This window comes from Streptomyces sp. NPDC049040 (genome assembly GCF_043197715.1).
Taxonomy (GTDB): Bacteria; Actinomycetota; Actinomycetes; order Streptomycetales; family Streptomycetaceae; genus Actinacidiphila.
Window position 1 is genome coordinate 140,828 of sequence record NZ_JBICTO010000013.1, and the last position, 23,556, is coordinate 164,383.

The following is a 23,556-nucleotide window of genomic DNA, read 5'->3' on the forward strand; positions in this document are numbered from 1 at the left end:
CGTTGCGCGAGGCAAGCGATCAGCGATGACGTCGGGTGGAGTGGCGTGCAACAGCTCGCCTTGCTGGTGCTGTCTAATGAGCGTAGCGTTTGTTGAAGCATTAGAGAGAGGCCGAGTGGCGGGGGATCCCGGCAGGATCCTGCGCCCCTGAGGAAAGGAAGGGCCATGGGACTGTCATGGCAGCAGGGTCCGCTCTCACCCACCCGGATCGGACGTTTCCTCACCCCGGAACCGCTCCCGGAGCGGCTGCTGTTCGCCGAGCGGCTGCGCCGCAGGATGAGGGTGCGGTTCCACGGCGAGTGGATCGCCGACAGCGAGGACGTGGTGCTCCTGCACGAGCCGGGGCGCTACCCGGTGGCGTACTTCCCCCGCGCGGACGTGCGGGCCGGCGTACTGACCGGCGGCGACCGCGTCACCCACCACAAGGACCTCGGCGACACGGCCTGGTACGCGGTGCACGCCGGCGGCGCCGACGCGGAGCGCGCGGCATGGGAGTTCACCGGGCTCCCCGACCACGCGAGCGAACTTGCCGGGCGGATCGCCTTCGCCTGGCGGGCGATGGACGCCTTCTACGAAGAGGACGAACGGATCCTCGGACACGCGGCCGACGCCTACCACCGCATCGACATCCGCAATACCTCGCGCACCCTCGAAGTGCGCTCAGGTGACCGCGTGGTGGCCCGGTCCGAGCGCCCTGTGGTGCTGTACGAGTCCGGCTTCGCCCCGCGCTGGTACGTGCCGCGGGCGGACGTCGACGAGAAGGCGCTGACGCCCGTCGAAGGGCAGACCTTCTGCCCCTTCAAGGGCCTCGCCGACTATTACGACATCGGCGATGCAGAGAAGGCCGCGTGGTCGTACCGCGAGGCGTACCCGGAAGTCGGCCGGGTCGGCGACATGGTGTCCTTCGAGCCGGACCGGGTCGAGGTCACCCTGGACGGGAAGCGCCTGGCCATGGAGCCGGGCCAGCAGGTCACCCCGCACGGCATCGACCGCGGCCTCGACACCGACGAGCTCCGCACCCGCTGAGCCGCCGCCGCGCCGGACACCGGCGCATCCCGGCACACCAACAGCCGCACGGTGGGCGCGGAAGTCCCGCCCGGCCTGCGGGACGACCCAAGGAGGAGATCGGACATGGCAGGGCAACTCCAGGACAAGACCGTACTGGTCGTCGGCCGCGGCAGCGGGATCGCCCGCGCCGTCGTGGAGGCGGCCGTCGCCGCCGGCGCGGAAGTGGTGGCCGCAGGACGCGAACTCCCCGCGCTGGAGGCGGCCTACGCCGACACCGGGGTGACCGCGCGCAGGGTCGACCTCACCGACGAGGCGTCCATCGCCGCGCTCGCCGAGGACCTCGGGACCGTCGACCATGTGGTGTCGACCGCCTCGGCACGGGCGCGCGCGGCGGTGAGCGAGCTGACCCCCGAGCAGCTGCTGCTGTCCTTCCACACGAAGGTCGTCGGCCCGATCATGCTCGCCAAGCACTTCGCCCCGAGGATGCCGGAGGACGGGTCCTTCGTGTTCTTCTCCGGCGTGGCCGCCCTGGAACCCGACCCCGGCTTCCTCGCGGTCGCCGCGACCAACGGTTCGGTCAACACCGTCGTCCGCTCGCTGGCTGTCGAGATCGCGCCGATCCGGGTCAACGCGATCTCCCCCGGCACGATCGACACCGGGGCGTGGGACGGCCTGGGCGACCAGAAGAAGGCCGAGATGTTCGCCCGGCGGTCCGCGGCCAACCCCGCCCGCAGGATCGGCACCGCGCAGGACGTCGCGCACGGCGTCCTCCACGCGCTGACGAACACCTTCATGACCGGCGTCTCCATCCCCGTCGACGGCGGCCAGCCCCTGGTGTGAGCCGGGACGTCACGACCGCCCGGACCCGCTCGCGGTGCCGCCGCTGTCGACGACGCCGAATGCGGGGGTGCGCTACGGGGCGAGGCGGTAGGCGAGTTGGGCCCGGTTGGCGTTCGTGCGGAGGACTTCGAGGACGAGCGGGCGGTCGTCGGTGCCGTGGGTGACGCGGGTGGTCTCCAGGAGGGGGATGCCGTCCTGGAGCCTGAGCGCGGCACGCTCGTCCGGGAGCGGCATCCGGGCGCGGACGGTCTCCGACCACCAGAGCGGATGGCCGGCCTCGGCCAGTACGGCATGGATCCGCGTGGGCCAGGTGCCCGGGTGGTCCGCCAGCTCGGTTCCTTCGGCGGTGGTGATCGGCATGAGCGTCTGGTGCAGGACCCGTGTCGCCGTGGCGTCATCGGCGAGCAGCCGGTCGACCCCCAACAGCGCCTCGTCTTCCCCGAGTCCCAGCAGAGGGCCGGTGACGGCGTCGGTGTGGGTGCGGTGGATGTGCGGCTCCTCGACCTCCTCCCACCCGGCGGGGCTCGCGGCGGTCATGGCTCCGGCGTCGATGTGGCCGGCCGACCGATCGATCGTCAGGACCGGGGAGGCCACCCGCCGGACGAAACTGCCCGTGCCGTGGATCACCTCGAGGAGTCCTTCGGCGCGTAGGGCGGCGACCGCGTTCCGGACGGTGGGGCGGGAGACCTGGTAACGCCGGATCAGCTCGGCTTCGGAAGGCAGCGGGGATCCGGGCGGGTACGCGCCGGAGACGATGGCATCGCGGATCGCGGCGGCGACCTGCCGGTAGAGCGCCTCCGGGCGCGCGATCTCTGACATTCCGCTCTCCTCATCGACCCTGTGCAGAAGTTGGGCTGACGTCACTCGTCAGCACGAGTGACGTCAGCCCACACTTTACCGTCCCATGGTCGGGGCGACCGAGCAGCCGTCAGCTGCGCCCGGACTCGCTCGCGGTGTTCAGGATGTTGACGCCCCGGAAGAGCGCGGAAGGGCAGCCGTGGGACACGGCGGCGACCTGTCCCGGTTGGGCTTTTCCGCAGTTGAAGGCGCCTCCGAGTACGTAGGTCTGCGGCCCGCCGACGGCCTCCATGGACCCCCAGAAGTCGGTGGTCGTGGCCTGGTAGGCGAAGTCCTTGACCTGCCCCGCGAGCCGGCCGTTCTCGATGCGGAATGCCCGCTGACCGGTGAACTGGAAGTTGTAGCGCTGCATGTCGATCGACCAGGACCGGTCGCCGACCACGTAGAGGCCGCGCTCGACCCCGCCGATCAGCTCCTCGGTGGACGGACCGTCCGGCGCCGGGCTGAGCGAGACGTTCGCCATCCGCTGGACCGGGACGTGGCCGGGGGAGTCGGCGTAGGCGCAGCCGTTGGACCGCTCGAAGCCGGTGAGCTTCGCGATCCGCCGGTCCAGCTGGTAGCCGACCAGCACGCCGTCCTTGACCAGGTCCCAGGACTGGGCCGCCACGCCCTCGTCGTCGTAGCCGATGGTGGCCAGGCCGTGTTCGGCGGTGCGGTCGCCGGTGACGTGCATCAGCGGGGAGCCGTACTTCAGGGTGCCGAGCCGGTCGAAGGTGGCGAAGGAGGTGCCCGCGTAGGCGGCTTCGTAGCCGAGTGCCCGGTCCAGCTCGGTGGCGTGGCCGATCGACTCGTGGATGGTCAGCCACAGGTTGGACGGGTCGATCACCACGTCGTACGCGCCCGCCTCGACCGAGGGCGCACGCATCTTCTCTGCCAGCAGCTCCGGGATGGCGGCGAGTTCGCCGTCCCAGTCCCAGCCGCCTGCGTCCTTGCCCGCGGTCAGGTACTCCCAGCCGCGGCCGACCGGCGGTGCCAGGGTGCGCATCGAGTCGAAGCCGCCGGTGTCCGGGTCGACGCTGACCGCGGTGAGCTGCGGGTGCAGCCTGACGCGCTGCTGGGTGGTCGTGGTGCCCGCGGTGTCGGCGTAGAACTTGTTCTCGTGCACCGCGGTCAGCGATGCGTCGGCGTGCGAGACACCGTCCGCCGCCAGCAACCTGCTGCTCCATTCGGCGAGCAGTCCGGTCCTGTCCGCGTCGGGGACGTCGAAGGGGTCGGTCCCGTACGCGGACACCCAGGTCCTGTCGGCGTGCACCGGCTCGTCCGCCAGTTCCACCTTCCCGCCGCCGTCCGCGGCCGCGCCCTCGCCCGACCCGGCAGCCGAGATCACCTTGGCGCTGAGCCTGGCCATCGCGACCGCCTGCGAGGCGACCTTGGCCGCCGCGTCCATCGTCAGGTCGACGCCGGACGCGAAGCCCCACGCGCCGCCGTGCACCACCCGGACCGCGTAGCCGAGGTCGGTGCTGTCGGAGCTGCCGGCCGGCCGCGCGTCCCGCAGCCGCCAGGACGCGCTGCGCACCCGCTCGAGCCGGAAGTCGGCGTGTTCTGCGCCCAGGGCGCGCGCCCTGGCCAGCGCCGCATCGGCGAGCGCCCGCAGCGGCAGCGCGAGGAATGACGGATCGACCTCATGAGGCACGGCGGACTTCCCTTCGCATCGGCGTGTCCGCAGTGAATCATGGCGCGTGGGCGCCGGCTCCGCCACAGCATTGGATCGGCCCCGCACGGGTGGTGCCGCCGTCGCGGGCGGCCGCATCCCGCCGGTGTGAAGCCTGGGATGAAGTAGTTGAATCCGCATCGAGTTTGCGGTCGTGGGCTATCCGATGAATCCTGACCGACGGCGGCATGCACGACCTGCGTCTTTATCCGATGGCCGGAATTCTGGATGAGCGAACGGGGGTGATTTCGACCCCGGTACCGGCCCGTGGAAGGTGGGCAGGAGAAATGCGCCGAGTCGCGTCGTCTGTCCCGTCTTCGGGGAGCAGCGTCTGCGCGGGTTTCCCAACTGATGCCCGGATTACCTGCGTTGTCCGCATCGCAGCCGTTCGCATTCCACCGATGACGAAATATCCGACGTCCGTATGCTGGAATTTCAGGGGTCGCTCAGCTGCTGCGCCGACGTAAACTTGTTCGGTCCGCGTGCCTCTGGCTAGAGTCGGCCGCCATGACCGCAGACCTTTCGTTGATCCGCAGCAGTTTCACGCTTGTCGAGCCTCACGGCACGCAGGTGACCGCGTATTTCTACGACCACCTGTTCGCCAATCACCCCGAGGTGCGCCCGCTGTTCGCCGCCCACATCGGTGAGCAGCGCGACCGTCTGTGGGCCGCACTCGGCGCCCTGGTCGCGAACATAGAGAACACCGAGACCCTCATCGGCATGCTGCAGAACCTGGGGCGGCGCCACGTGGGTTACGGCGCGCTGGCCGAGCACTACCCGGCCGTGGGGGCCAGCCTCATCGCCACCCTGCAGCACTACGCGGGCGACGCGTGGACACCCGCCGTCGAGGAATCCTGGACCGCGGTCTACGGCGTGATCAGCGGCACCATGGTCGCGGCCGGCGATGCGGCCTCCCACTGACGCAGCTGTCAGCGGCTCGTCACGACGGGCCGCCGACCGGCTCCCAACTGTCCGGAGGTCACCCCTGATGTCAGCAACCGGTGGGTGGTCGTGAGCGATACCCAGGCGTTGAGAGACTCCTTCGCCCTGGTCGGCAAGTCCGGGGACGAGGTACCGCGGTACTTCTATTCCTACCTGTTCCTCATCGCACCGCAGGTCCGCCAGATGTTCCCGGTGGACATGGGGATGCAGCGCGACCGGCTCGTGGGGGCGCTGGGCCGGATCGTCGGGGACGTGGACGATCCCGAGCGGCTCGTGCCGTACGTGCAGCAACTGGGCCGCGACCACCGCAGGTTCCAGGTGGTGGCCCAGCACTACGACGCCGTGGGGCAGGCGCTGCTGGCCACGCTCGGCTACTTCCTGGGCGAGGCGTGGACCCCGGAGCTGCGGCGCGGCTGGACCGAGGCCTACGGCCTGGTGGCCCGCACCATGTTCCAGGCCGCCGAGGCCGACAGCGCGGTGAACCCCGCGTGGTGGAACGCCGAGGTGGTGCGGCACGAGCCGCGTGGGTTCGACGTCGCGGCCCTGACGCTGCAGCTGGACCGTCCGATGGCGTACGCCGCCGGGCAGTCGGTGATGGTGGAGACCCCGATGCTGCCGAGCACCTGGCGGTCCTTCACCCCGGCCAACGCGCCGCGCGCCGACGGCACCGTCGAGTTGCACGTGCGCGCCGTCGACGGCGGCCTGGTCAGCCCGGCCATGGTCTACCGGCTCCGGCAGGGCGATGTGCTGCGCCTCGGCGCCCCGGTCGGCGACCGGCTCTCGCTGCGCCGGTCCCAGGGCCGGGACCTGGTGATGGTCGCCGGAGGTACCGGCGTGGCCCCGTTGCGTGCCCTGGTCGAGGAGATCGCCTGGCACGGACCGCCGCGCCGCGTGGACCTGTTCTTCGGGGCCCGTGACACCCATGCCCTGTACGACATGCCCGCCCTGAGGCAACTGGCCCAGATGCACTCCTGGCTCCGCGTCACGCCGCTGGTCGGCGCCGACGCCGGCACCTTCGAGAACCGCAGCCTGGCCGGCCCCGTCCTGCGCGCAGCCGCGTGGCAGGGGCGCTCGGTGTACGTCTGCGGCTCGCCGACGATGGTCTCCCAGACGGTGCACGAACTGGCGGCCGGAGGCATCCCCCACGAACTGCTGCACTACGAAGACGCTCGGTGATCGGAGACACGTGAACGAGACACGAGCACACCGCCCGGACGAGCGACGGCTGACGCCCGAGTCGCTGCGATCGATGACCTTCCCGCGGGCTCCCCTGACCCGCCGCGGCTACAGCGAGGAGGCGGTGCACGACGCGCTCCGGCGCTGCGCGATGGCGCTGACGGTGCTGGCGGAGGAGAACGACCGGCTGCGGACGGACATGCAGCGCCACCGGGACTGGATCAGGGCGAACAACATCGGCGACGGCAGCAGCCCCACCGGGGTGCCGACCGTCGACGCGGTCCTCCAGCAGGCCCGCGCCCAGCAGTCGGCCGAGCAGACCGTCTTCGCGGCCCGCGAGCAGGCCCGCACGATGCTGCGGGCGGCCCGGGTGCAGGCCGAGGCGATCCTGGAGCAGATGCAGAAGCACGACGGCCAGGGGACCGGCGCCGACCAGGAGGAGACCGAACGGCTCATCTCCTACCTGCGCCAGATCGCGCAGTCGCTGACGGTCACGGCCGACCAGTACGCGACCAAGCACGCCCCTTCCTCGCTGCCGGCCACCACCGCCACCCCGCACGGCGCCTGACCGGCGGACAGCCGACAGGCGCCCGGCTGTCCGCCGAACCGGCAGTGCCGTCAAGGCTCTTGGCTTGGTCCAGACCAATCTCTATGCTCGGAGTGCCGCCCTCTCTTGTCCGCACCGCTTCACCGCACGCCCGACAAGGAGCCCCCCACATGTCACTACGCCGCAAGGCCGCAGCCCTGGGCGCGGTCGGCGCCACCACCTTGATCGTCGCCGGGCTGACCCCCGGCTCGGCGAGCGCGCACGGCGCGCTCAGCACCCCCGTCAGCCGGATCTCCGCCTGCTACGCCGAAGGCCCGGAGAACCCGAAGTCGCAGGTGTGCAAGGACCTCGTCGCCGACAGCGGCACCCAGCCGCTGTACGACTGGAACGAGGTCAACATCGCCAACGCCAACGGGCAGAGCAGGACGATCATCCCCGACGGCCACCTGTGCTCCGCCGACCGCGACAAGTACCGGGCGCTGGACTGGGCCCGCACCGACTGGCCGGCCACCCCGGTACAGGCCGGGCAGACCACCGTCAGCTTCCGGGTCACCGCACCGCACCGCGGTGTCATGACCCTCTACATCACCAAGCAGGGGTACAACCCGACGCAGCCGCTGAAGTGGTCCGACCTGGACAGCACCCCGATAGCCACCTACACCACCGCGGCCTCGTCGCCCGGCTCCTACACCTTCCCCGCCACCCTGCCGGCCCGCACCGGGCGGCAGTTGATCTACCAGGTGTGGCAGCGCACCGACAGTCCCGAGGCCTTCTACGGCTGCGCGGATGTCGTCTTCGGACAGACCGCGCAGGCGGCGGCCGCGGCGACGGCCGACGTCGCCAAGGCGCCGACCGACGCCCAGATCACCGCGGGCGAGCCGAAGTCGACCGTCGTCCACCACGGCCACGGCGGTGACGCGCCCGTCACCTCCACCACGGGAAACCTCGCCACCAGCAATGTGGCGGCGAGCAGCAGCACCCTGGAGACCGCGCTGTCCGGCAGTGCGATCCTGGCCAGCGGAGCCGTCGGCCTGCTGGTCTACAGCCGCCGCAGGACCGGGGCGCGCAGCAGGGGCTGAGGCACGGCTGTAGGAATCCCACAGGGTCGGCCGGAGCAGCCTGTCGGGGCCGATTCCCCGGATCGATGCCGGGACCGATAGCTTTCACGGAGATACTCACGACTGAGGAGTGATCCGTTGAGCCGCTCGGTTCTCGTCACCGGAGGAAACCGGGGCATCGGCCTCGCCATCGCCCGGGCTTTCGCCGACGGGGGCGACAAGGTCGCCATCACGTACCGCTCGGGCGAGCCGCCGGCCGACCTCGTGGCACTCGGTGTGCTCGCGGTGCGCTGCGACATCACCGACGCCGAGCAGGTCGAGCAGGCCTACAAGGAGATCGAGGCCGCGCACGGCAACGTCGAGGTGCTGGTCGCCAACGCCGGCATCACCCGCGACCAGCTGCTGATGCGCATGTCGGAGGAGGACTTCACCGCCGTCCTCGACACCAACCTCACCGGTACCTTCCGGGTGGTCAAGCGCGCCAACCGCGGGATGCTGCGGGCCAGGAAGGGCCGGGTCGTCCTGATCTCGTCGGTGGTCGGCCTGCTGGGATCCGCGGGGCAGGCCAACTACGCCGCCTCCAAGGCCGGCCTGGTCGGCTTCGCCCGTTCGCTGGCCCGCGAGCTGGGCTCGCGCAACATCACCTTCAACGTCGTGGCACCGGGCTTCGTCGACACCGACATGACCCGGGCGCTCACCGACGAGCAGCGCGCGGGCATCGTGGCGCAGGTGCCGCTGGCCCGCTACGCGCAGCCGGAGGAGATCGCCGCCGCGGTGCGTTTCCTGGCGTCCGACGACGCCGCGTACATCACTGGAGCCGTCATCCCCGTTGACGGCGGATTGGGCATGGGTCACTGAACACCATGAGCGGAATTCTCGACGGCAAGCGCATCCTGGTCACGGGTGTGCTGATGGAGTCCTCCATCGCCTTCCACACCGCCAAGCTGGCCCAGGAGCAGGGTGCCGAGATCATCCTGACCGCCTTCCCCCGGCCCACCCTGACCGAGCGGATCGCCCGCAAGCTGCCGCGCCCGGTCAAGGTCATCGAGCTGGACGTGACCAGCACCGAGCACCTGGCCGGCCTCGAGGCGGTCGTACGCGAGGAGCTCGGCGGCCTCGACGGCGTCGTCCACTCGATCGGCTTCGCCCCGCAGGACGCGCTCGGCGGCAACTTCCTCAACACTCCGTTCGAGTCGGTCGCCACCGCGATGCACGTGTCCGCGTACTCGCTCAAGTCGCTGACCATGGCCTGCCTGCCGCTGATGGACGGCGGCGGCTCGGTCGTCGGCCTCACCTTCGACGCGCAGTACGCCTGGCCGCAGTACGACTGGATGGGCCCGGCCAAGGCCGCCCTGGAGGCGACCTCCCGCTACCTCGCCCGCGACCTGGGCAAGCAGAACATCCGCTGCAACCTGATCTCCGCGGGCCCGATCGGCTCGATGGCCGCCAAGTCCATCCCGGGCTTCTCCGAGCTGGCCGACGTGTGGAACCACCGCTCGCCACTGGAGTGGAACATGTCCGACCCCGAGCCCGCGGGGCGCGGGGTGGTGGCGCTGCTGTCCGACTGGTTCCCGATGACGACCGGCGAGATCGTGCACGTCGACGGCGGGCTGCACGCGATCGGCGCGTAGCGCGCGGGTCCCACGGCGTTTTCGGTGCGGCTGCGGGCCCTCAGCTCGCCGCCGCACCCCGCAGGTCGCGGAAACGGCAGTGGAAGGCGTGGTCGCGGGATTCGGCCGCCGCCGCCTCGCGGTCGCCCGCCCGGATCGCGGCGACCAGCCGGGCGTGGTCGAGGTGGTCCTCGGCGCGCAGCCGGGTGCCGACGTCGGCACGCAGGAAGTCCCGCAGCACGTGGCCGAGGTCGGCGTAGAGGGCGGTCAGCACCTCGTTGTGCGAGCTCGCCACGACCGCCAGGTGCAAGGTCGCGTCGGCCTCGACGAAGGCCTCGGCGTCCCCCGAGTCCCAGGCCCGCTCGCGCCGTTCGAGCAGCGTGTCGAGCTGGCGCAGGTCGGCCTCGTCGCGGCGCTCGGCGGCGAGGGCGGCGGCGGTGGTCTCCAGCGCGCCGCGCAGCTCGGCGATGTGCAGCTGCTCGGCACCGGCGAAGCGCCGCTGCATCACCCCGGCCAGCTCGCTGGTCGCCACCACGTAGGTGCCAGAACCCTGCCTGATGTCCAGCAGGCCGTTGTGCGCGAGCGCCCTGATCGCCTCCCTGACGGTGTTGCGTGCCACACCGAGCCGGTCGACCAGCTCGGGTTCGGTGGGGATACGGCTGCCCACCGGCCAGCTGCCCGAGGTGATCTCGGCCCGCAGCCGGGCGATGACCTGGTCGGCGAGGGTGGCGGGGCGGGGCACGGGTCCGAGATTCATCCCATCATTCTATGATGGGTCCATGCGCGACGACGAATCCCTCACCCTCGACCTGCCCCCGACCCGGGAAACAGCGCTCCCGCGCACGACGCCCGGGCCCGCCCTGCCGCGCTGGGTCCGGGTACTGGCCGTCGCGGGACTCGTCCTCGCCGCCGTCAACCTGCGCCCCGCCGTCACCAGCCTCGGCCCGCTGATGAAGGAGGTCCGCGACGGCCTCGGCATGGGCGGCGCCATGGCGGGCCTGCTCACCTCGGTACCCGCCGCCTGCTTCGCGCTGTTCGGCTTCGCCGCCCCCCGCCTCGCCCGCCGCCACGGGCCCGGCGCGGTCGTCTGCGCCGGCATGGCCCTGATCACCGCGGGCCTCCTGCTGCGCCCCCTCGCCGGCGGCACCCCCGCCTTCCTCGCCGCCAGCGCCCTCGCACTGGCCGGCATCGCCGTCTCGAACGTGCTGATGCCGGTCATCGTCAAGCGCTACTTCCCCGACAGGACCGGCACGGTCACCGGCGTCTACTCGATGGCGCTGTCCTTCGGCACGGCCCTGGCCGCCGCGGTGTCGGTGCCGCTGACCGACGCCATGGGCCACGGCTGGCGGCTCGGCCTGGGCGTGTGGGCGCTGCCGGCCGCCCTGGCCGTCGTGGTCTGGCTGCCGCTGGTACGCGAGCGGGCCGCCGCGCCCCGCGCGTCCGAGGCACCCGCCACCAGCGGTGAGCACGGGCGGATCACCCGCAGCCGTACCGCCTGGATGATGGCCGCCTTCTTCGGGCTCCAGGGCACCGCCGCCTACGTCACCATGGGCTGGATGCCGCAGATCTTCCGGGACGCGGGCATCTCGGCGGACGAGGCCGGACTGCTGCTCGCGGTGACCATGGTGATGGGGGTACCGCTGTCGTTCGTGCTGCCGCAGCTGGCCGCGCGCATGCGCTCGCAGGGGCCGATCGTGCTGGTGCTCGCGGCCTTCCAGGTGGCGGGCTTCGCCGGCCTGTGGGCCGCGCCCGCCGCCGCCCCCTGGGCCTGGGCGCTGCTGCTCGGCGTCGCGAACTGCGCCTTCCCACTGGTGCTGACGATGATCGGGATGCGTTCGCGCACCGGCGCGGGGGTGGTCCGCCTGTCGGCCTTCGCGCAGAGCACCGGCTATCTGATCTCGATCCCCGGGCCGATCCTGGTCGGCGCGCTCAACCAGTCCTCCGGGGGCTGGGGCCTGCCGATCGCCCTGATGATCGCGCTGGTCGTGCCCCAGGCGGTCTGCGGCGTGCTGGCCGGCCGCAACCGGTACATCGAGGACGAACTGTGACCCGGCCGCGGCGGGCGGGACCGCCGGTGCCAGACTGGACGCATGCCCGTACTCGAACCGAATCCCCCGCAGCCCCAGCGCCGGCTGCTGATCATTTTCGGCCTGATGATGGGGGTGCCCGCCATCGTCGCGGTCGTCGCCGTCATCGCCGCCCGCATGGGATGAGCGCGACCGGACGCGAGGCCTGAACCGACGCTCCGTCAGCATCCCTCGCGCCGACCCGGACGACCGACCCTGACCCGGGGGTGGGGACAACCCCACCATTCCTGGGGGGTCAGGGTCAGGGTCGACTGGGTGGACGACCGGATGGGCCGGACCGCGGCGCCCCCGTAGCGTCGAAGTGCAGTCAGAGCACGGCACTTCGACGGTTCACCACGGAGGCGGTCATCGTGACCACGCAGTCCCCCCACCTGTACGCCCGGCAGACCAGGGGCACCACCGAGACCCCCGCCGCACCCAGGACGGACGGCGTGCAGACCCGGCTGCCGTGGTGGGCGGTGGCGCTGCCCGCCCTCGCCTTCGCCGCGCTGCTCGCCCTCATCAGCGGCGGCAGCGCCGACGCCTCGGCCGCGGCGCCGGCGGGCGAGGTGCTCTCCCGGGTCGTCACCGCCCTGCCCGACTTCCTGCGGCACGTGCTCTGACCAGGCATCGGACACACACGGTGACCGCCTGGCGGCACCGGTGACGATGCCCACCCCGCGCCTGACCGCGGGTTTTCTGGAAAGCTGAAAGGCATGACCGTCGATTCGCCACGCACCGCCGTCCTCCTCAGGCACGCCAAAGCCGACTGGCCCGCCGTCCCCGACCACGAGCGGCCGCTGGCCGACCGCGGCCGGCTGGACGCCCCGATGGCCGGCCGCCGCCTCGCAGACGACGGCATCGCTCCCGACCTGGTCCTGTGCTCCACCGCCGCCCGCACCCGTGAGACCTGGAAGCTCGCCGCGCACGAACTGCCGCACCGGCCCCGTACGGTCTACGAGGAGCGGCTCTACGACGCGAGCCTCGGCGAACTGCTCGCACTGCTCAGCGAGACCCCGGACGAGGTCGGCTCGCTGCTGCTGATCGCGCACAATCCCGGTGTGCACGCGCTGGCGGAAGCCCTCGCGGGCAGGGCGGAGGGTGACGCGCTGTCCCGGATGAAGACCGGCGGTTTCCCCACCGCGGCCTTCGCCGTGGTCACCTTCACCGGCTCGTGGAAGAGCGTCGAGCACGGCGTCGGCCGGCTGACCGCCTTCTGGACCCCGCACGAGGCATAGCCTCCCCGCGCCCCCGGCCGCCACGGCGATCCGCCCGGCACGATCCGGCGTACCGCGGTCCGGCCGGCCTGGCCCCCCGCGGTCACGCCGTGGCACGGCGGGGGTCAGGTCGTCTCGACGCCGTCCAGCTCGTCCGCGGCCTCGATCTCCTCGCGGGTGATGCCCAGCAGGTAGAGCACGGCGTCGAGGAAGGGCACGTTCACCGCCGCGTCGGCCGCCTGCCGGACCACGGGCTTGGCGTTGAAGGCGACACCGAGACCCGCCGCGTTGAGCATGTCCAGGTCATTCGCACCGTCGCCGATCGCCACGGTCTGGCTCAGCGGCACCCCGGCCTGGGCGGCGAAGCTGCGCAGCAGCCTGGCCTTGCCCGCCCGGTCCACTATCGGACCGACCACCCGGCCGGTCAGCCGCCCGTCGGCCACCTCCAGGGTGTTCGCGGCGGCGAAGTCCAGGCCGAGCCGCTCCCTGAGGTCGTCGGTGACCTGGGTGAAGCCGCCGGAGACCACCCCGACCTGGTAGCCCAGCCGCTTGAGGGTACGGATCAGGGTCCGCGCGCCCGGGGTCAGCCGCACCTCGGCGCGCACCTTGTCCACCACCGACACGTCGAGGCCGGCCAGCAGCGCCACCCGGGCATGCAGCGACTGCTCGAAGTCCAGCTCGCCGCGCATCGCGGCGGCGGTGACCTCGGCGACCTCCGCCTCGCAACCGGCGTGCGCGGCGAACAGCTCGATCACCTCGTCCTGGATGACGGTGGAGTCGACGTCCATCACCACCAGCCGCTGCGCCCTGCGCTGCAGGCCCGACGGCACCACCGCGACGTCCACCCCGCGGGCCGCCGCCGCCACCGCGAGCGCCGAGCGCAGCGCCACCGGCTCCGCGCCGGACACGGCGAACTCCACGGCCGTCACCGGATACTTCGCCAGCCGGAAGATCCGGTCGATGTTGCCGCCCGCGCCGGTGATCACGGCCGTTATGGCCGCCGTCGACTCGGCGGTCAGCGGCCTGCCGAGCACCGTGACATGCGAACGGCCCTCACCGCGCGGGCGGTTGTCGCCCTTCCCGGAGATGATCTCGGTCTGCATCAGCATGCTCTCGGCCCAGCTGTGCACGGTGGCCCGCAGGTCGCCCTCGGTGCCGGTGCCCGGCGCGGGAGCGGTCACCAGCGCGCACAGCACTATCCGGCCACGGGTCACCACCTGCTCGATGTCCACCACGTCCACGCCGTAGGCGGCGAGCGTGTCGAAGAGCCCGGCGGTGATGCCGGGACGGTCCTTGCCGAAGATCTTGACTAGGAGGGTCGGCACGTCCGCTGCGGGAACGGCGGCGGCAGGCGCTGGTTGCGAGGCGTCGTTCATGGTACTTACACGGTATCCGCCAGGACCGGACCCATGACCATCCGTCCCGCGTGCCGGACACTCGACTGCCAGGGGCCCCGGAACGCATCCGTGAGGGCGCTATCCGTTACGAGACCGGGGCCTGCAATAGTTCCTCCCGATGTTCGCAATCTCTAGACTCCCCTTCATGGGGAACACGGGGGACAACCAATGGGGCTTGGGGTGCCTGAACTCGTACTCGAACTGAATGGCCGAACCTGGACGCTCGACGCCTCCCGGTCCTACAGCCTCGGGCGCGACCCGCAGGCCGATCTCGTCTGCAACGACCCCCGGGTGTCCTGGCGGCACGCCATCATCCGCCGGGGCGAGCGCGGTTGGGTCATCGAGGACCAGGGGAGCACGAACGGCACCTTCGTCCACGGACAGCGCGTCCAGCAGACCGAGCTGGGGCCCGGGTCCGCGGTCAACCTCGGCAACGCCACGGAAGGCCCCCGGCTCGACTTCACCGGCGGCACGCCGGTCGCGGCGGCCGGTGGCGACGTCCACAGCGCCGGGAACGCGCACGCGCAGTCACCGCAGCAGCTGTACCAGCAGGCACCGCAGCAGGCGCGGCCCCAGCAGCCCGCGCAGCCGCCGGTCCAGCAGGCGCCCGCACCGCCGGCGCAGCAGCAGTACCCGCACTACCAGCAGGCCCAGGCCCAGCCGGCGGCCCCGCACCCGCAGCCGGTGCCCCCGCAGCAGGGCGGCGGCTGGCCGCAGCAGCCCCCGGCACCGCAGGGCGTGCCGCAGCGGCCGCCGGCGAGCGGCGCGGCGGCCGGGTACGGCGACCGCAGCCCGACGACCTTCCACCAGCTGGCGCTGGGCCGGGTCATGCGGATCGGCCGCGCGCTGGAGAACGAACTGGTCGTCACCGACCTCCAGGTCTCGCGCTACCACGCGGAATTCCGGGCGCACCCCGACGGCCGCTACGAGATCGTCGACCTGGGCAGCCACAACGGCACCTACGTCAACGGCCAGCCGATCCAGCGGCACCTGCTCGGCCCGAACGACATCGTCGGCGTGGGCCACTCCACCTTCCGGCTGGTCGGCGACCGGCTCGAGGAGTTCGTGGACACCGGTGCGGTGTCCTTCTCCGCCCGCCGCCTGTCGGTGACCGTGCCGCACGGCAAGACCACCAAGACGATCCTCAAGGACGTCTCCTTCGGGGTGCCGGAGAAGTCGCTGATCGGGGTGATCGGCCCGTCGGGCTCGGGCAAGTCGACCCTGCTGCGCGCGCTGACCGGCTACCGGCCCGCCGACCAGGGCGAGGTGCTCTACGACAACCGGAACCTGTACAAGCAGTTCGCCGAGCTGCGGCAGCGCATCGGCCTGGTGCCGCAGGACGACATCCTGCACAAGGAGCTCCAGGTCAAGACCGCCCTGCGGTACGCGGCCAAGCTCCGCTTCCCCGGCGACACCGCGTCCGCCGAGCGCGAGGCCAGGATCGACGAGGTGCTGCGCGAGCTCAAGCTCGACATCCACGCGGACAAGCGGATCACCTCGCTGTCCGGCGGCCAGCGCAAGCGGGTCTCGGTGGCGCTCGAACTGCTCACCAAGCCGTCGCTGATCTTCCTCGACGAGCCCACCTCGGGCCTCGACCCGGGTATGGACCGCGATGTGATGAAGCTGCTGCGGGGCCTGGCCGACGACGGCCGCACCGTCCTGGTGGTCACCCACTCGGTGGCGGAACTCGCGCTGTGCGACAAGCTCCTGGTCATGGCGCCGGGCGGCGCTGTCGCCTACTTCGGGCCGCCGGACGAGGCGCTGAACTTCTTCGGCTACGACAACTGGGCCGACGTCTTCTCGGCGTTCGAGACCTACCGCGACTACGACTGGATGGGCCGCTGGCGCGGTTCGCAGCACTACCAGACGTATGCCGCCGACCTGGACGCCGTGGCACCGCAGGCCGCGCCCTACATACCGCACCAGGTGGCCAAGCCGCCCAAGCCCCAGTCCTGGGGCCCGCAGCTGTGGACGCTGGTCCGCCGCTACCTGTCGGTGATCGCCTCCGACCGCGGCTTCATCGGGCTGATGCTGATCCTGCCCACCGTGCTCGGCATCGTCAGCGTGCTGATCCCGGCCAGCAACGGCCTCGGCTACGGGCCGGAGAAGTCGCTGCGCTCCAACCGGGACGCGGGCACCATCCTGATGATCATCGCGGTCGGCGCGTGCTTCGCGGGCGCCGCGAACTCGGTCCGCGAGCTGATCAAGGAACGGGTCATCTACGAGCGCGAACGCGCGGTCGGCCTGTCGCGCTCGGCGTATCTGATGTCCAAGGTCATCGTGCTCGGCCTGATCACCGCACTGCAGGGCGCGATCATCTGCGGCATCGGCTTCGCGCCGCGCAGCAAGATGCCCGCCGAGGGCGTCATCCTGCACGGCCAGCCCGCGGTCGAGATGACCCTGGTCATCATGGCCTTCGGCTTCACCTCGATGATGGTCGGCCTGATCATCTCGGCGCTGGTGAAGACCGCGGAGAAGACGATGCCGCTGCTGGTGATGTTCGCCATCGTGCAGATCGTCTTCACCGGTGTGCTCTTCCAGCTCTACGGCAAGCCCGGTATGGAGCAGGTGGCCTGGCTGATGCCGGCCCGCTGGGCGGTCGCGGCCGCGGGCTCCACCGCCGACCTCAACACGCTGCTGCCGTGGGACACGACCCGCAAGACCCACGACCCGCTGTGGGTGCACGGTTCCGGCACCTGGACGCTGGACGTGATCGTGCTGCTCGCCATGGCGGTGGTGTGCGGTGTGGCCGTCGCCCGCCTGCTGCGCCGGCACGAGCCGGAGGTCATGCGCAAGTAGCCGGCGCGGTCCGGCAAACGAAGAGGGCGGTGGGACCGAGGAGTCCCACCGCCCTTTCGCATGTGCCGATCAGTAAGCGGAGTTGACGTTGTCCATTCCGCCGTAGACGTGCCAGGCGTAGTTGCACGCGGCGGCGATATTCGCGACCGGGTTGTAGACGTTCCACGAAGTACCGGACACGTGGTACGCGTTGAAGGTCGGGTCGATCGTCTGCAGCAGGCCCTTGGAGGGAATGCCGTTCTGGGCGTTGATGTCCCAGAGGTTGATCGCGTTGGGGTTGCCGGAGGACTCCCGCATGATGTTCCGGTAAATGCCGTTGTAGGTCGGCACCGGAATGTCGTGCGCGGCCAGGACGGACCGGGCCTCGCGGATCCAGCCGTCCAGGTTGTCCGGGTAGACCACCTTGGCGGGGGCGGCGACGGCGACGGCGACCGTCTTCGGCGCGACCTTGAGCGCGGTGCGCTGGGTGGAACGGGTCGCGGCCTGCTTGGCCTTGGTGCGCGCGGCGGCCTGGGCGGCGGCCTTCTTCTTCGCGGCGGTCGCCGCGGCCCTCTTCTTGGCCGCCCGGGCGTCCGCGGCCTTCTTCTTCGCGGCCGCCTCCGCGGCGGCCTTCTTGTCGGCGGCGGCCTTCTGGGCGGCGGTGGCGTCCGCCGCGGCCTTCTTCTTCGCGGCGGCGTCGTCCTTGATGGCCTGCTGCGAGGCCAGGCCGGCCTGGGCGTCGAGACTCTTGACCTGCTGGCCGGACTCCACCGAGAACCCGGTGGGGTCACCCTGGGCTTCAGCCGACCCACCGGTCGCCTGGAGACCGGTGACGGCCAGGACAACAGCAGCCGCGGCGGCGGCACCGGCCGCCGTGATCTTGTGCTTCTTGGACAGTCGGCCGATCTTCGGGATCGTGGGGAGCTGCATGGAATGACCTCTTCCGGTTGCGGACCTGAGAATTCTTAGGGGCTCGCAAAACGGGGGTCAATGAACGGTGCTACGAATCAAATTCGTAGAAGGGCGCCGAACGCTGAGTCACGTTCCCATGGAGTCGCGCGCTTTGATGCGCTTCTTATTCCACTAGGCGGCTTAGTATGTGACGCACGTCCTATAGGTCACCTCACACGGCCACACCCCCTCGGTCGCTTGTGGTGACCGGGGGGGTGCTTTATGTGACGTTTATGTAGGCGTTTTTTACGGGAGCAGGAGATTCACGTCGCCGAACTCGTGCCACAGGTAGCGGTGCCGGAGCGCCTCGGCGTAGACCCGCTCCAGCAGGTCGTCCGCCGACACCGCCCGCAGCATCAGCAGATGCGAGGCCTCCGGCTCGTGCAGCCCGGTCAGCAGGCCGTCCACCGCGCGTACCCCGCGCTCCGGGGTGATCACCAGATCCGTCCAGCCGTGCGCCGGGCGCACCACCCCGTCCCGGTCCGCCGCGGACTCCAGCGCGCGTACCGCCGTGGTCCCCACCGCGACCACCCGCCCGCCGGCCGCCCGTGCCGCGTTGACCTGCCAGGCCGTCGGGGCGGGCACCGCGTAGGGCTCGGCGTACGGCGGCTCGTACGCCTCGGTCGACGCGACACCGGTGTGCAGCACGATCGGGGCGATCTGCACCCCCCGGCTGACCAGCTCCGTCACCAGCGGCGCGGTGAAGGGCCGGGCCGCGCTCGGCATCTCCGCCGACCCCAGGCCGTCGGGCGACGGCGTCGCGAAGACCGTCTGGTGGGCGGAGAGCGGCTGGTCCCGCTCGGTGTAGGAGTAGCGGATCGGCCGCCCGTGCCGGTGCAGGTGGCGCACCGGATCGGCCATCGAGGCCGACGCCACCCACAGCCGGTCGGCGCACGGGTCGAGCGGCTCGTCGAGCAGCAGCCGCTCGCCGCCCGCCAGCCGCACCGCGGCCCCCGCGGGGCCGCCCGTCCTGCGGACCGTGGAGCCCCGGCCGTCGGGGTCGCGGACCTCCACCACCCAGCGGCCGTCGTCGCGCCGGGTGGAGAAGTGCACCACCACCGGGTCGTCACCCAGCCGGCCGTCCACCGCCGCGGGCAGCGTCCGCGAGGTGTTCACCACCAGCACATCGCCGGCCCGCAGCAGCCCTGGCAGCTCCCGGAAGGCGTGGTGTGCCACCTCGCCGGAGCCCTTGCGGCCGACCAGCAGCCGCACCCCGTCCCGCCGGGCCCGCGGAGCGGCGGCCAGCGACTCGGGCGGCACCCGGAAGTCCCGCAGAATGTCCGATGCGCGACCTGTGTCCGTCATGACTCCTATTCCCCTTATATAGGGGTCTGTGTTCGAGCTCGTCGCGGTCACCGTCCGCTCCCCAGCCCCGACGCCGTGTAGCGGCCGCTGGCCGCGCCCTCGTCCAGCAGCCGCAGCAGCACAGGCGCCACCTCCTCGGGCAGCGCCCGCCCGGCGAAGTCCGGGTCGTCGGGCACGGCCGCCGCGTACAGCGCCGTCCGCAGATCCCCGGGGTCCACCCACCACACCCGCAGCCCCGGCTCCTCCACCGCGAGCACCGCGGAGAGCTGGTCGAGCGCGGCCTTGCTCGCCCCGTAGCCGCCCCAGTCCTGGTACGCCTCCACCGCCGCGTCCGAGCTGATGTTCAGCACGCAGCCGCCGGCCGCCCGCAGCTCGGGCAGCGCCTCCTGCACCAGCGCCAGCGGCGCCGCCACATTGACCTCGAACGCCGCCCGCAGCCCCGCCACCGGCAGCTCGGCCAGCGGCACCAGCGGCTCGGCGCCCAGCGCGCTGGCGTTGTTCACCAGCAGGTCCACCCCGCCCAGCTCCCGTGCCGCCGCGACCAGCGCCGTGCGGTGCGCCGGGTCCGTGACATCCCCCGGCACCGCCCGCACCGCCGCAGCACCCCCGCCGGCGGACTCCGCCGCCGTACGCTCAAGGCCCGCCGCAGCCGCCCGCAGCGCCGCCGCGTCCCGCCCGTCCAGCACCAGCTGCCAGCCGCGCCCCGCCAGCTCCGCGGCGAGTGCCCGGCCCAGTCCCCTCGACGCCCCTGTGATGATCGCTACCGGCATGGTCCCGCCCTCGTCGTGGTGGCCGCCGCGGACGTCTCCGACGTCCCGGCGCGGCCGGGCCCGCTGCCCGACCGTCTCGTGGCCCCACCGTAGGAACGCGGCCGCGCCGCCCGCCTCGGCCGCCCGCCCTACACCGCGGGGTCACAAGGGCGTAGGTCCCGGTGCCCACACCCGCTCGGCCTTGCGGCGCATACGGACGGTCACCCCGCGCCGGTACGGTGGACACATGTCCAGCAGGCCGCCCAGAGGCGGAATCGAAGCGGTCAGCGCCGCGGTCCTGGCGATGAACCGCCGGCTGGAGGTCCGCGAGGTCCTGCAGACCATCGTGGCCTCCGCCCGCGAGCTGCTGGCCGCCGAATACGCCGCCCTCGGCGTGCCCGACGACCACGGGGGCTTCGCGCAGTTCGTGGTGGACGGCGTCAGCGACGAGGAGTGGAAGGCCATCGGCCCGCTGCCCCGCCAGCACGGCATCCTCGCCGCGATGCTGCACGAGGCCACCCCGCAGCGCCTCGACGACGTCCGCGACTTCCCGAGCTTCGCCGGCTGGCCGCGCCGCCACCCGGTGATGAAGGACTTCATCGGGATGCCCGTCATGGACGGCGAGGACATCCTCGGCGCCCTCTTCCTGGCCAACAAGCAGTGCCCCACCCGGCCGGAGGCCGGCAGCCACGGCTTCACCCAGGACGACGAGGAGCTGCTGCGGATCCTCGCCGACCACGCCGCCATCGCGCTGACCAACGCCCGCCTCTACGAGCGCAGCCGCGAGCTGACGCTGGCGGGGGAGCGGGCCAGGATCGCGCACGAGCTGCACGACGCGGTCTCGCAGAAGCTGTTCTCGCTGCGGCTGACCGCGCAGGCGGCCGCCGCCCTGATCGACACCGACCCGGCCCGCGCCAAGTGCCAGCTGCGGGAGGTCGCAGGGCTCGCCGCCGAGGCCGCGGACGAGCTGCGGGCCGTCGTGGTGGAGCTGCGCCCGGCAGCCCTCGACGACGACGGCCTGGTCGCGACGCTGCGCACCCAGGCCGAGGTGCTCGACCGGGTCCACTCCGCCGGGGTCACCTTCCGCGCCCGCGACGTCCGCGCGCTGCCCGCCTCGCAGGAGGAGGCCCTGCTGCGGGTCGCCCAGGAGGCCATGCACAACGCGCTCCGGCATGCCCACGCCGACGCCGTCACCATCACCCTGGAGGGCAGCGGCAAGGGCGCCACGCTGCGGGTCCGCGACGACGGCAGGGGCTTCGACCCCGGCTCCGTCCGCCGCGCGGGAAGGCACCTCGGCCTGGTCTCGATGCGGGACAGGGCCGGCGGGGTCGGCGGCCGACTCACCGTGCAATCGGCGCCCGGCAAGGGCACTGTCATCGAAATGGAGGTGCCCGGTGGCTGACAAGGTGATCCGAGTCCTGCTGGTGGACGACCACCAGGTCGTACGCCGGGGCCTGCGCACCTTCCTGGAAGTGCAGGGCGACATCGAGGTGGTCGGCGAGGCGGCAGACGGCCAGGAGGGCGTGGCCCGCGCCGAGGAGCTGCGGCCCGACGTGATCCTGATGGACGTCAAGATGCCGGGCACCGACGGTATCGAGGCGCTGCGCCAGCTGCGCGACGCGGCGAGCACCGCCCGGGTGCTGATCGTCACCAGCTTCACCGAGCAGCGCACCGTGGTGCCGGCGCTGCGGGCGGGCGCCGCCGGGTACGTGTACAAGGACGTCGACCCGGTCGCGCTCGCCGACGCCATCCGCTCCGTGCACGCGGGACACGTCCTGCTCCAGCCCGAGGTGGCCGGCGCGCTGCTGTCCCAGGACCAGGCGGGCGGCCCCGGCCAGGGCCGCGGCAACGCGCTGACCGAGCGCGAGCGCGAAGTGCTCACCCTGATCGCCGACGGCCGCTCCAACCGGGAGATCGCCCGTGCGCTGGTGCTGTCGGAGAAGACGGTGAAGACCCATGTGTCGAACATCCTGATGAAGCTGGACCTCGCCGACCGTACGCAGGCCGCCCTGTGGGCGGTGCGCAACGGCGTCGGCGGCTGACCTGCGCCCACCTGCCGGCCGGCACCGCCCTACTGACCGGCGACCCCGTACCCCGGTACCGGGCCCGGCCCTGCTGCCGGCCGGTGCGCCGGGGCTCACCCCGGGCAGAGATTCATACTGTCGGGTGGATGTCGCCCGAACGGCGCACCCCCGGGCGCGGAGATCCGTTCTGCAGTGCGTGCCGCGGCGGAAGGCCGCGGTACTCCTGCAAGGAGGAAGTTCGAAGTGATGAACCTCAAGAAGGCCGCGACCATCACCCTCGTGGCGGGTGGCCTGGCCGTCGCGGGCACCGGTGTCGCCTCCGCCCACAGCGGCGCGCAGGGCGTGGCCGCGAAGTCCCCCGGCGTGGCGTCCGGCAACCTGGTGCAGGTCCCGGTGCACGTGCCGGTCAACGTGAGCGGCAACAGCGTCAACGTGATCGGCCTGCTGAACCCGGCGTTCGGCAACTTCGCCGCCAACGGGTGACCGCGGCCACCCGCTGACCCCCGGCGCGCCCCGCCCCGTGCACCTCCCGTACGGCGCGGGGCCCGCGCGCTACGGCCTGCGGCGCTCCGCCTCCTCCACGTAGGCGTTGTACGCCGCGACCTGCGCCCGCCGGGCCGTCCGTTCGACCGGCCGCAGCAGCTCGGCGCGGGCCGCGATCTGCGAGGCGCTGACCGCGGCGCCATGGCCGTCACCCGCGATCTCCACCAGCGCCGCGACCCGCTGCGCCAGTTCGAGCACCCGCACCGCCCGCGGCGGATACCCCGGCGCCAGCACCTCCCGGCCCTTGGCCGCCCGCGCCCGGTACGCCTCGAGTGCCGCGTGCGCGGTGGGCCCGCCGGAGCCCGCGACGTCCAGCGCCGCGAGCGCCGCCGTCGCGTCCCGCAGCGCCTCGGCCAGTTCCCGCTCCGCCTCGCCGAGCGAGGGCACATCGGCCGGCGGCGCGTCCCTCACCGGCAGGCAGCGCCACTCCACCTCGACGTGCACGTCCCCGGCGGGGCCCGCCTCCCGGACCTCGGGCACCAGGCCGAGCGGCACCGCGCCCGCGGTGAGCACGGCCTCGCCCGCCTCCAGCGCGAGGTCGTTGAAGCCGGGCGGCCCGCTCAGCCCCAGCGGGTGCCCGGCGACCGGCAGCGCCAGCCGCAGCCCGGTCACCCCCAGGGCGCGCAGCCGGCCGAGCCCCAGGGTCAGGCCGACAGGGGCGTTCTCCCCGGGCAGCGCCGTGATCCTGTGCACGGTGTCCTGTCCCACGATCCGCTGCGCGACGTCATCGGGGGCGGCAAGTCCGGCAAGGAGGGCATTTCCCCACGCGGTCAGCCGCCCTGAACGAGGTTCATCAAGCATGCCCCCAGCCTAAGGACTGGACCGGTCGTGCGGTG

The 23,556-nt window shown here is 72.2% G+C and carries 24 protein-coding genes; 16 read left to right on the forward strand and 8 right to left on the reverse strand.

All coding sequences use genetic code 11. The features are described from left to right. Positions 1-165 precede the first annotated feature (165 nt). Both ACGFMP_RS27650 and ACGFMP_RS27655 read left to right on the forward strand, forming a co-directional pair. The gene (locus ACGFMP_RS27650; protein ID WP_393675719.1) at positions 166-1,026 is read left to right on the forward strand and encodes a DUF427 domain-containing protein; all 861 of its coding nucleotides are present in this window, start codon (positions 166-168) and stop codon (positions 1,024-1,026) included. A gap of 105 nt (positions 1,027-1,131) precedes the next feature. Beyond that, a complete protein-coding gene (locus tag ACGFMP_RS27655; RefSeq protein ID WP_393675720.1) occupies positions 1,132-1,848 on the forward strand; it encodes an SDR family oxidoreductase in 717 nt (238 codons plus the stop codon). A 72-nt stretch (positions 1,849-1,920) separates the two neighbouring features. On the opposite strand, the gene ACGFMP_RS27660 is transcribed toward ACGFMP_RS27655, so the two are convergent. Further along, a complete protein-coding gene (locus ACGFMP_RS27660) occupies positions 1,921-2,667 on the reverse strand; it encodes a GntR family transcriptional regulator (RefSeq protein WP_393675721.1) in 747 nt (248 codons plus the stop codon). 109 nt (positions 2,668-2,776) lie between these two features. Next, positions 2,777-4,339, reverse strand: a complete 1,563-nt coding sequence (locus ACGFMP_RS27665) for a TldD/PmbA family protein (protein ID WP_393675722.1) — start codon at positions 4,337-4,339, stop codon at positions 2,777-2,779. Positions 4,340-4,864: 525 nt separating this feature from the next. Between ACGFMP_RS27665 and ACGFMP_RS27670 the strand changes: the two genes are divergently transcribed. The 6 genes from ACGFMP_RS27670 to fabI all read left to right on the forward strand — a co-directional run bounded on the left by ACGFMP_RS27670 (position 4,865) and on the right by fabI (position 9,711). Further along, positions 4,865-5,278, forward strand: a complete 414-nt coding sequence (locus ACGFMP_RS27670; RefSeq protein ID WP_393675723.1) for a globin family protein — start codon at positions 4,865-4,867, stop codon at positions 5,276-5,278. A gap of 90 nt (positions 5,279-5,368) precedes the next feature. Beyond that, positions 5,369-6,475 (forward strand): globin domain-containing protein, encoded by a 1,107-nt coding sequence (locus ACGFMP_RS27675; RefSeq protein WP_393675724.1) that lies wholly within the window; start codon positions 5,369-5,371, stop codon positions 6,473-6,475. A gap of 10 nt (positions 6,476-6,485) precedes the next feature. Next, positions 6,486-7,043, forward strand: coding sequence for a DivIVA domain-containing protein (locus tag ACGFMP_RS27680; protein WP_393675725.1), 558 nt, complete (start codon positions 6,486-6,488; stop codon positions 7,041-7,043). A 149-nt stretch (positions 7,044-7,192) separates the two neighbouring features. After that, positions 7,193-8,101, forward strand: a complete 909-nt coding sequence (locus tag ACGFMP_RS27685; protein ID WP_393675726.1) for a lytic polysaccharide monooxygenase — start codon at positions 7,193-7,195, stop codon at positions 8,099-8,101. Between the two features lie 117 nt (positions 8,102-8,218). Then, on the forward strand, positions 8,219-8,938 hold the full coding sequence (fabG, locus tag ACGFMP_RS27690) for a 3-oxoacyl-[acyl-carrier-protein] reductase (protein ID WP_393675727.1): 720 nt from the start codon (positions 8,219-8,221) through the stop codon (positions 8,936-8,938). A gap of 5 nt (positions 8,939-8,943) precedes the next feature. Next, entirely contained in the window at positions 8,944-9,711 is a 768-nt protein-coding gene (fabI, locus tag ACGFMP_RS27695) for an enoyl-ACP reductase FabI (RefSeq protein ID WP_393675728.1), read from the forward strand. A 40-nt stretch (positions 9,712-9,751) separates the two neighbouring features. On the opposite strand, the gene ACGFMP_RS27700 is transcribed toward fabI, so the two are convergent. Next, positions 9,752-10,447: a FadR/GntR family transcriptional regulator gene (locus tag ACGFMP_RS27700; protein WP_393675729.1), complete on the reverse strand. Its 696-nt coding sequence runs from the start codon at positions 10,445-10,447 to the stop codon at positions 9,752-9,754. A gap of 22 nt (positions 10,448-10,469) precedes the next feature. Between ACGFMP_RS27700 and ACGFMP_RS27705 the strand changes: the two genes are divergently transcribed. The 4 genes from ACGFMP_RS27705 (at position 10,470) to ACGFMP_RS27720 (ending at position 12,994) form a co-directional block, all read left to right on the forward strand. Beyond that, entirely contained in the window at positions 10,470-11,738 is a 1,269-nt protein-coding gene (locus ACGFMP_RS27705) for a CynX/NimT family MFS transporter (protein WP_393675730.1), read from the forward strand. Positions 11,739-11,780: 42 nt separating this feature from the next. Further along, positions 11,781-11,903 carry an SGM_5486 family transporter-associated protein gene (locus tag ACGFMP_RS27710; protein WP_393675731.1) on the forward strand — a complete coding sequence of 41 codons (123 nt, stop codon included), beginning with the start codon at positions 11,781-11,783 and terminating at the stop codon, positions 11,901-11,903. A gap of 245 nt (positions 11,904-12,148) precedes the next feature. Next, a complete protein-coding gene (locus ACGFMP_RS27715; RefSeq protein WP_393675756.1) occupies positions 12,149-12,379 on the forward strand; it encodes a hypothetical protein in 231 nt (76 codons plus the stop codon). 93 nt (positions 12,380-12,472) lie between these two features. Beyond that, positions 12,473-12,994 (forward strand): SixA phosphatase family protein, encoded by a 522-nt coding sequence (locus ACGFMP_RS27720; RefSeq protein WP_393675732.1) that lies wholly within the window; start codon positions 12,473-12,475, stop codon positions 12,992-12,994. Positions 12,995-13,098: 104 nt separating this feature from the next. Here ACGFMP_RS27720 and serB read toward each other — a convergent pair whose 3' ends face one another. Continuing rightward, a complete protein-coding gene (gene serB, locus ACGFMP_RS27725) occupies positions 13,099-14,349 on the reverse strand; it encodes a phosphoserine phosphatase SerB (RefSeq protein WP_393675733.1) in 1,251 nt (416 codons plus the stop codon). 189 nt (positions 14,350-14,538) lie between these two features. Here serB and ACGFMP_RS27730 point away from each other — a divergent pair, with 189 nt between their 5' ends. Then, positions 14,539-17,169: an FHA domain-containing protein gene (locus ACGFMP_RS27730; protein WP_393675734.1), complete on the forward strand. Its 2,631-nt coding sequence runs from the start codon at positions 14,539-14,541 to the stop codon at positions 17,167-17,169. Between the two features lie 69 nt (positions 17,170-17,238). On the opposite strand, the gene ACGFMP_RS27735 is transcribed toward ACGFMP_RS27730, so the two are convergent. From ACGFMP_RS27735 to ACGFMP_RS27745, 3 genes are all read right to left on the reverse strand, one after another. Further along, the gene (locus tag ACGFMP_RS27735; RefSeq protein WP_393675735.1) at positions 17,239-18,078 is read right to left on the reverse strand and encodes a transglycosylase SLT domain-containing protein; all 840 of its coding nucleotides are present in this window, start codon (positions 18,076-18,078) and stop codon (positions 17,239-17,241) included. Between the two features lie 267 nt (positions 18,079-18,345). Further along, positions 18,346-19,404, reverse strand: coding sequence for an S-adenosylmethionine:tRNA ribosyltransferase-isomerase (locus ACGFMP_RS27740; RefSeq protein WP_393675736.1), 1,059 nt, complete (start codon positions 19,402-19,404; stop codon positions 18,346-18,348). Positions 19,405-19,451: 47 nt separating this feature from the next. Continuing rightward, complete coding sequence (locus ACGFMP_RS27745; RefSeq protein WP_393675737.1) at positions 19,452-20,174, reverse strand: SDR family oxidoreductase; 723 nt, start codon at positions 20,172-20,174, stop codon at positions 19,452-19,454. Between the two features lie 226 nt (positions 20,175-20,400). On the opposite strand from ACGFMP_RS27745, the gene ACGFMP_RS27750 reads away from it, so the two are divergent. From ACGFMP_RS27750 to ACGFMP_RS27760, 3 genes are all read left to right on the forward strand, one after another. Next, complete coding sequence (locus ACGFMP_RS27750; RefSeq protein ID WP_393675738.1) at positions 20,401-21,555, forward strand: GAF domain-containing sensor histidine kinase; 1,155 nt, start codon at positions 20,401-20,403, stop codon at positions 21,553-21,555. Next, the gene (locus ACGFMP_RS27755; RefSeq protein WP_393675739.1) at positions 21,548-22,195 is read left to right on the forward strand and encodes a response regulator; all 648 of its coding nucleotides are present in this window, start codon (positions 21,548-21,550) and stop codon (positions 22,193-22,195) included. The genes ACGFMP_RS27750 and ACGFMP_RS27755 overlap by 8 nt, the downstream gene beginning before the upstream one ends. Before the next feature lie 225 nt (positions 22,196-22,420). Next, complete coding sequence (locus ACGFMP_RS27760) at positions 22,421-22,660, forward strand: chaplin (protein WP_393675740.1); 240 nt, start codon at positions 22,421-22,423, stop codon at positions 22,658-22,660. Between the two features lie 69 nt (positions 22,661-22,729). On the opposite strand, the gene ACGFMP_RS27765 is transcribed toward ACGFMP_RS27760, so the two are convergent. Further along, a complete protein-coding gene (locus ACGFMP_RS27765) occupies positions 22,730-23,521 on the reverse strand; it encodes a hypothetical protein (RefSeq protein ID WP_393675741.1) in 792 nt (263 codons plus the stop codon). Positions 23,522-23,556: the final 35 nt, after the last annotated feature.

Bases quoted from the DNA above. Each gene is read 5' to 3' on its own strand.
- ACGFMP_RS27700 (WP_393675729.1), bottom strand. From the start codon at position 10,447: ATGAATCTCGGACCCGTGCCCCGCCCCGCCACCCTCGCCGACCAGGTC.
- ACGFMP_RS27650 (WP_393675719.1), top strand. From the start codon at position 166: ATGGGACTGTCATGGCAGCAGGGTCCGCTCTCACCCACCCGGATCGGA.
- ACGFMP_RS27740 (WP_393675736.1), bottom strand. From the start codon at position 19,404: ATGACGGACACAGGTCGCGCATCGGACATTCTGCGGGACTTCCGGGTG.
- ACGFMP_RS27710 (WP_393675731.1), top strand. From the start codon at position 11,781: ATGCCCGTACTCGAACCGAATCCCCCGCAGCCCCAGCGCCGGCTGCTG.
- ACGFMP_RS27685 (WP_393675726.1), top strand. From the start codon at position 7,193: ATGTCACTACGCCGCAAGGCCGCAGCCCTGGGCGCGGTCGGCGCCACC.
- ACGFMP_RS27735 (WP_393675735.1), bottom strand. From the start codon at position 18,078: ATGCAGCTCCCCACGATCCCGAAGATCGGCCGACTGTCCAAGAAGCAC.
- serB (WP_393675733.1), bottom strand. From the start codon at position 14,349: ATGAACGACGCCTCGCAACCAGCGCCTGCCGCCGCCGTTCCCGCAGCG.
- ACGFMP_RS27750 (WP_393675738.1), top strand. From the start codon at position 20,401: ATGTCCAGCAGGCCGCCCAGAGGCGGAATCGAAGCGGTCAGCGCCGCG.
- ACGFMP_RS27655 (WP_393675720.1), top strand. From the start codon at position 1,132: ATGGCAGGGCAACTCCAGGACAAGACCGTACTGGTCGTCGGCCGCGGC.
- ACGFMP_RS27705 (WP_393675730.1), top strand. From the start codon at position 10,470: ATGCGCGACGACGAATCCCTCACCCTCGACCTGCCCCCGACCCGGGAA.
- ACGFMP_RS27720 (WP_393675732.1), top strand. From the start codon at position 12,473: ATGACCGTCGATTCGCCACGCACCGCCGTCCTCCTCAGGCACGCCAAA.
- ACGFMP_RS27730 (WP_393675734.1), top strand. From the start codon at position 14,539: ATGGGGCTTGGGGTGCCTGAACTCGTACTCGAACTGAATGGCCGAACC.
- ACGFMP_RS27765 (WP_393675741.1), bottom strand. From the start codon at position 23,521: ATGCTTGATGAACCTCGTTCAGGGCGGCTGACCGCGTGGGGAAATGCC.
- ACGFMP_RS27660 (WP_393675721.1), bottom strand. From the start codon at position 2,667: ATGTCAGAGATCGCGCGCCCGGAGGCGCTCTACCGGCAGGTCGCCGCC.
- ACGFMP_RS27670 (WP_393675723.1), top strand. From the start codon at position 4,865: ATGACCGCAGACCTTTCGTTGATCCGCAGCAGTTTCACGCTTGTCGAG.
- ACGFMP_RS27745 (WP_393675737.1), bottom strand. From the start codon at position 20,174: ATGCCGGTAGCGATCATCACAGGGGCGTCGAGGGGACTGGGCCGGGCA.
- fabI (WP_393675728.1), top strand. From the start codon at position 8,944: ATGAGCGGAATTCTCGACGGCAAGCGCATCCTGGTCACGGGTGTGCTG.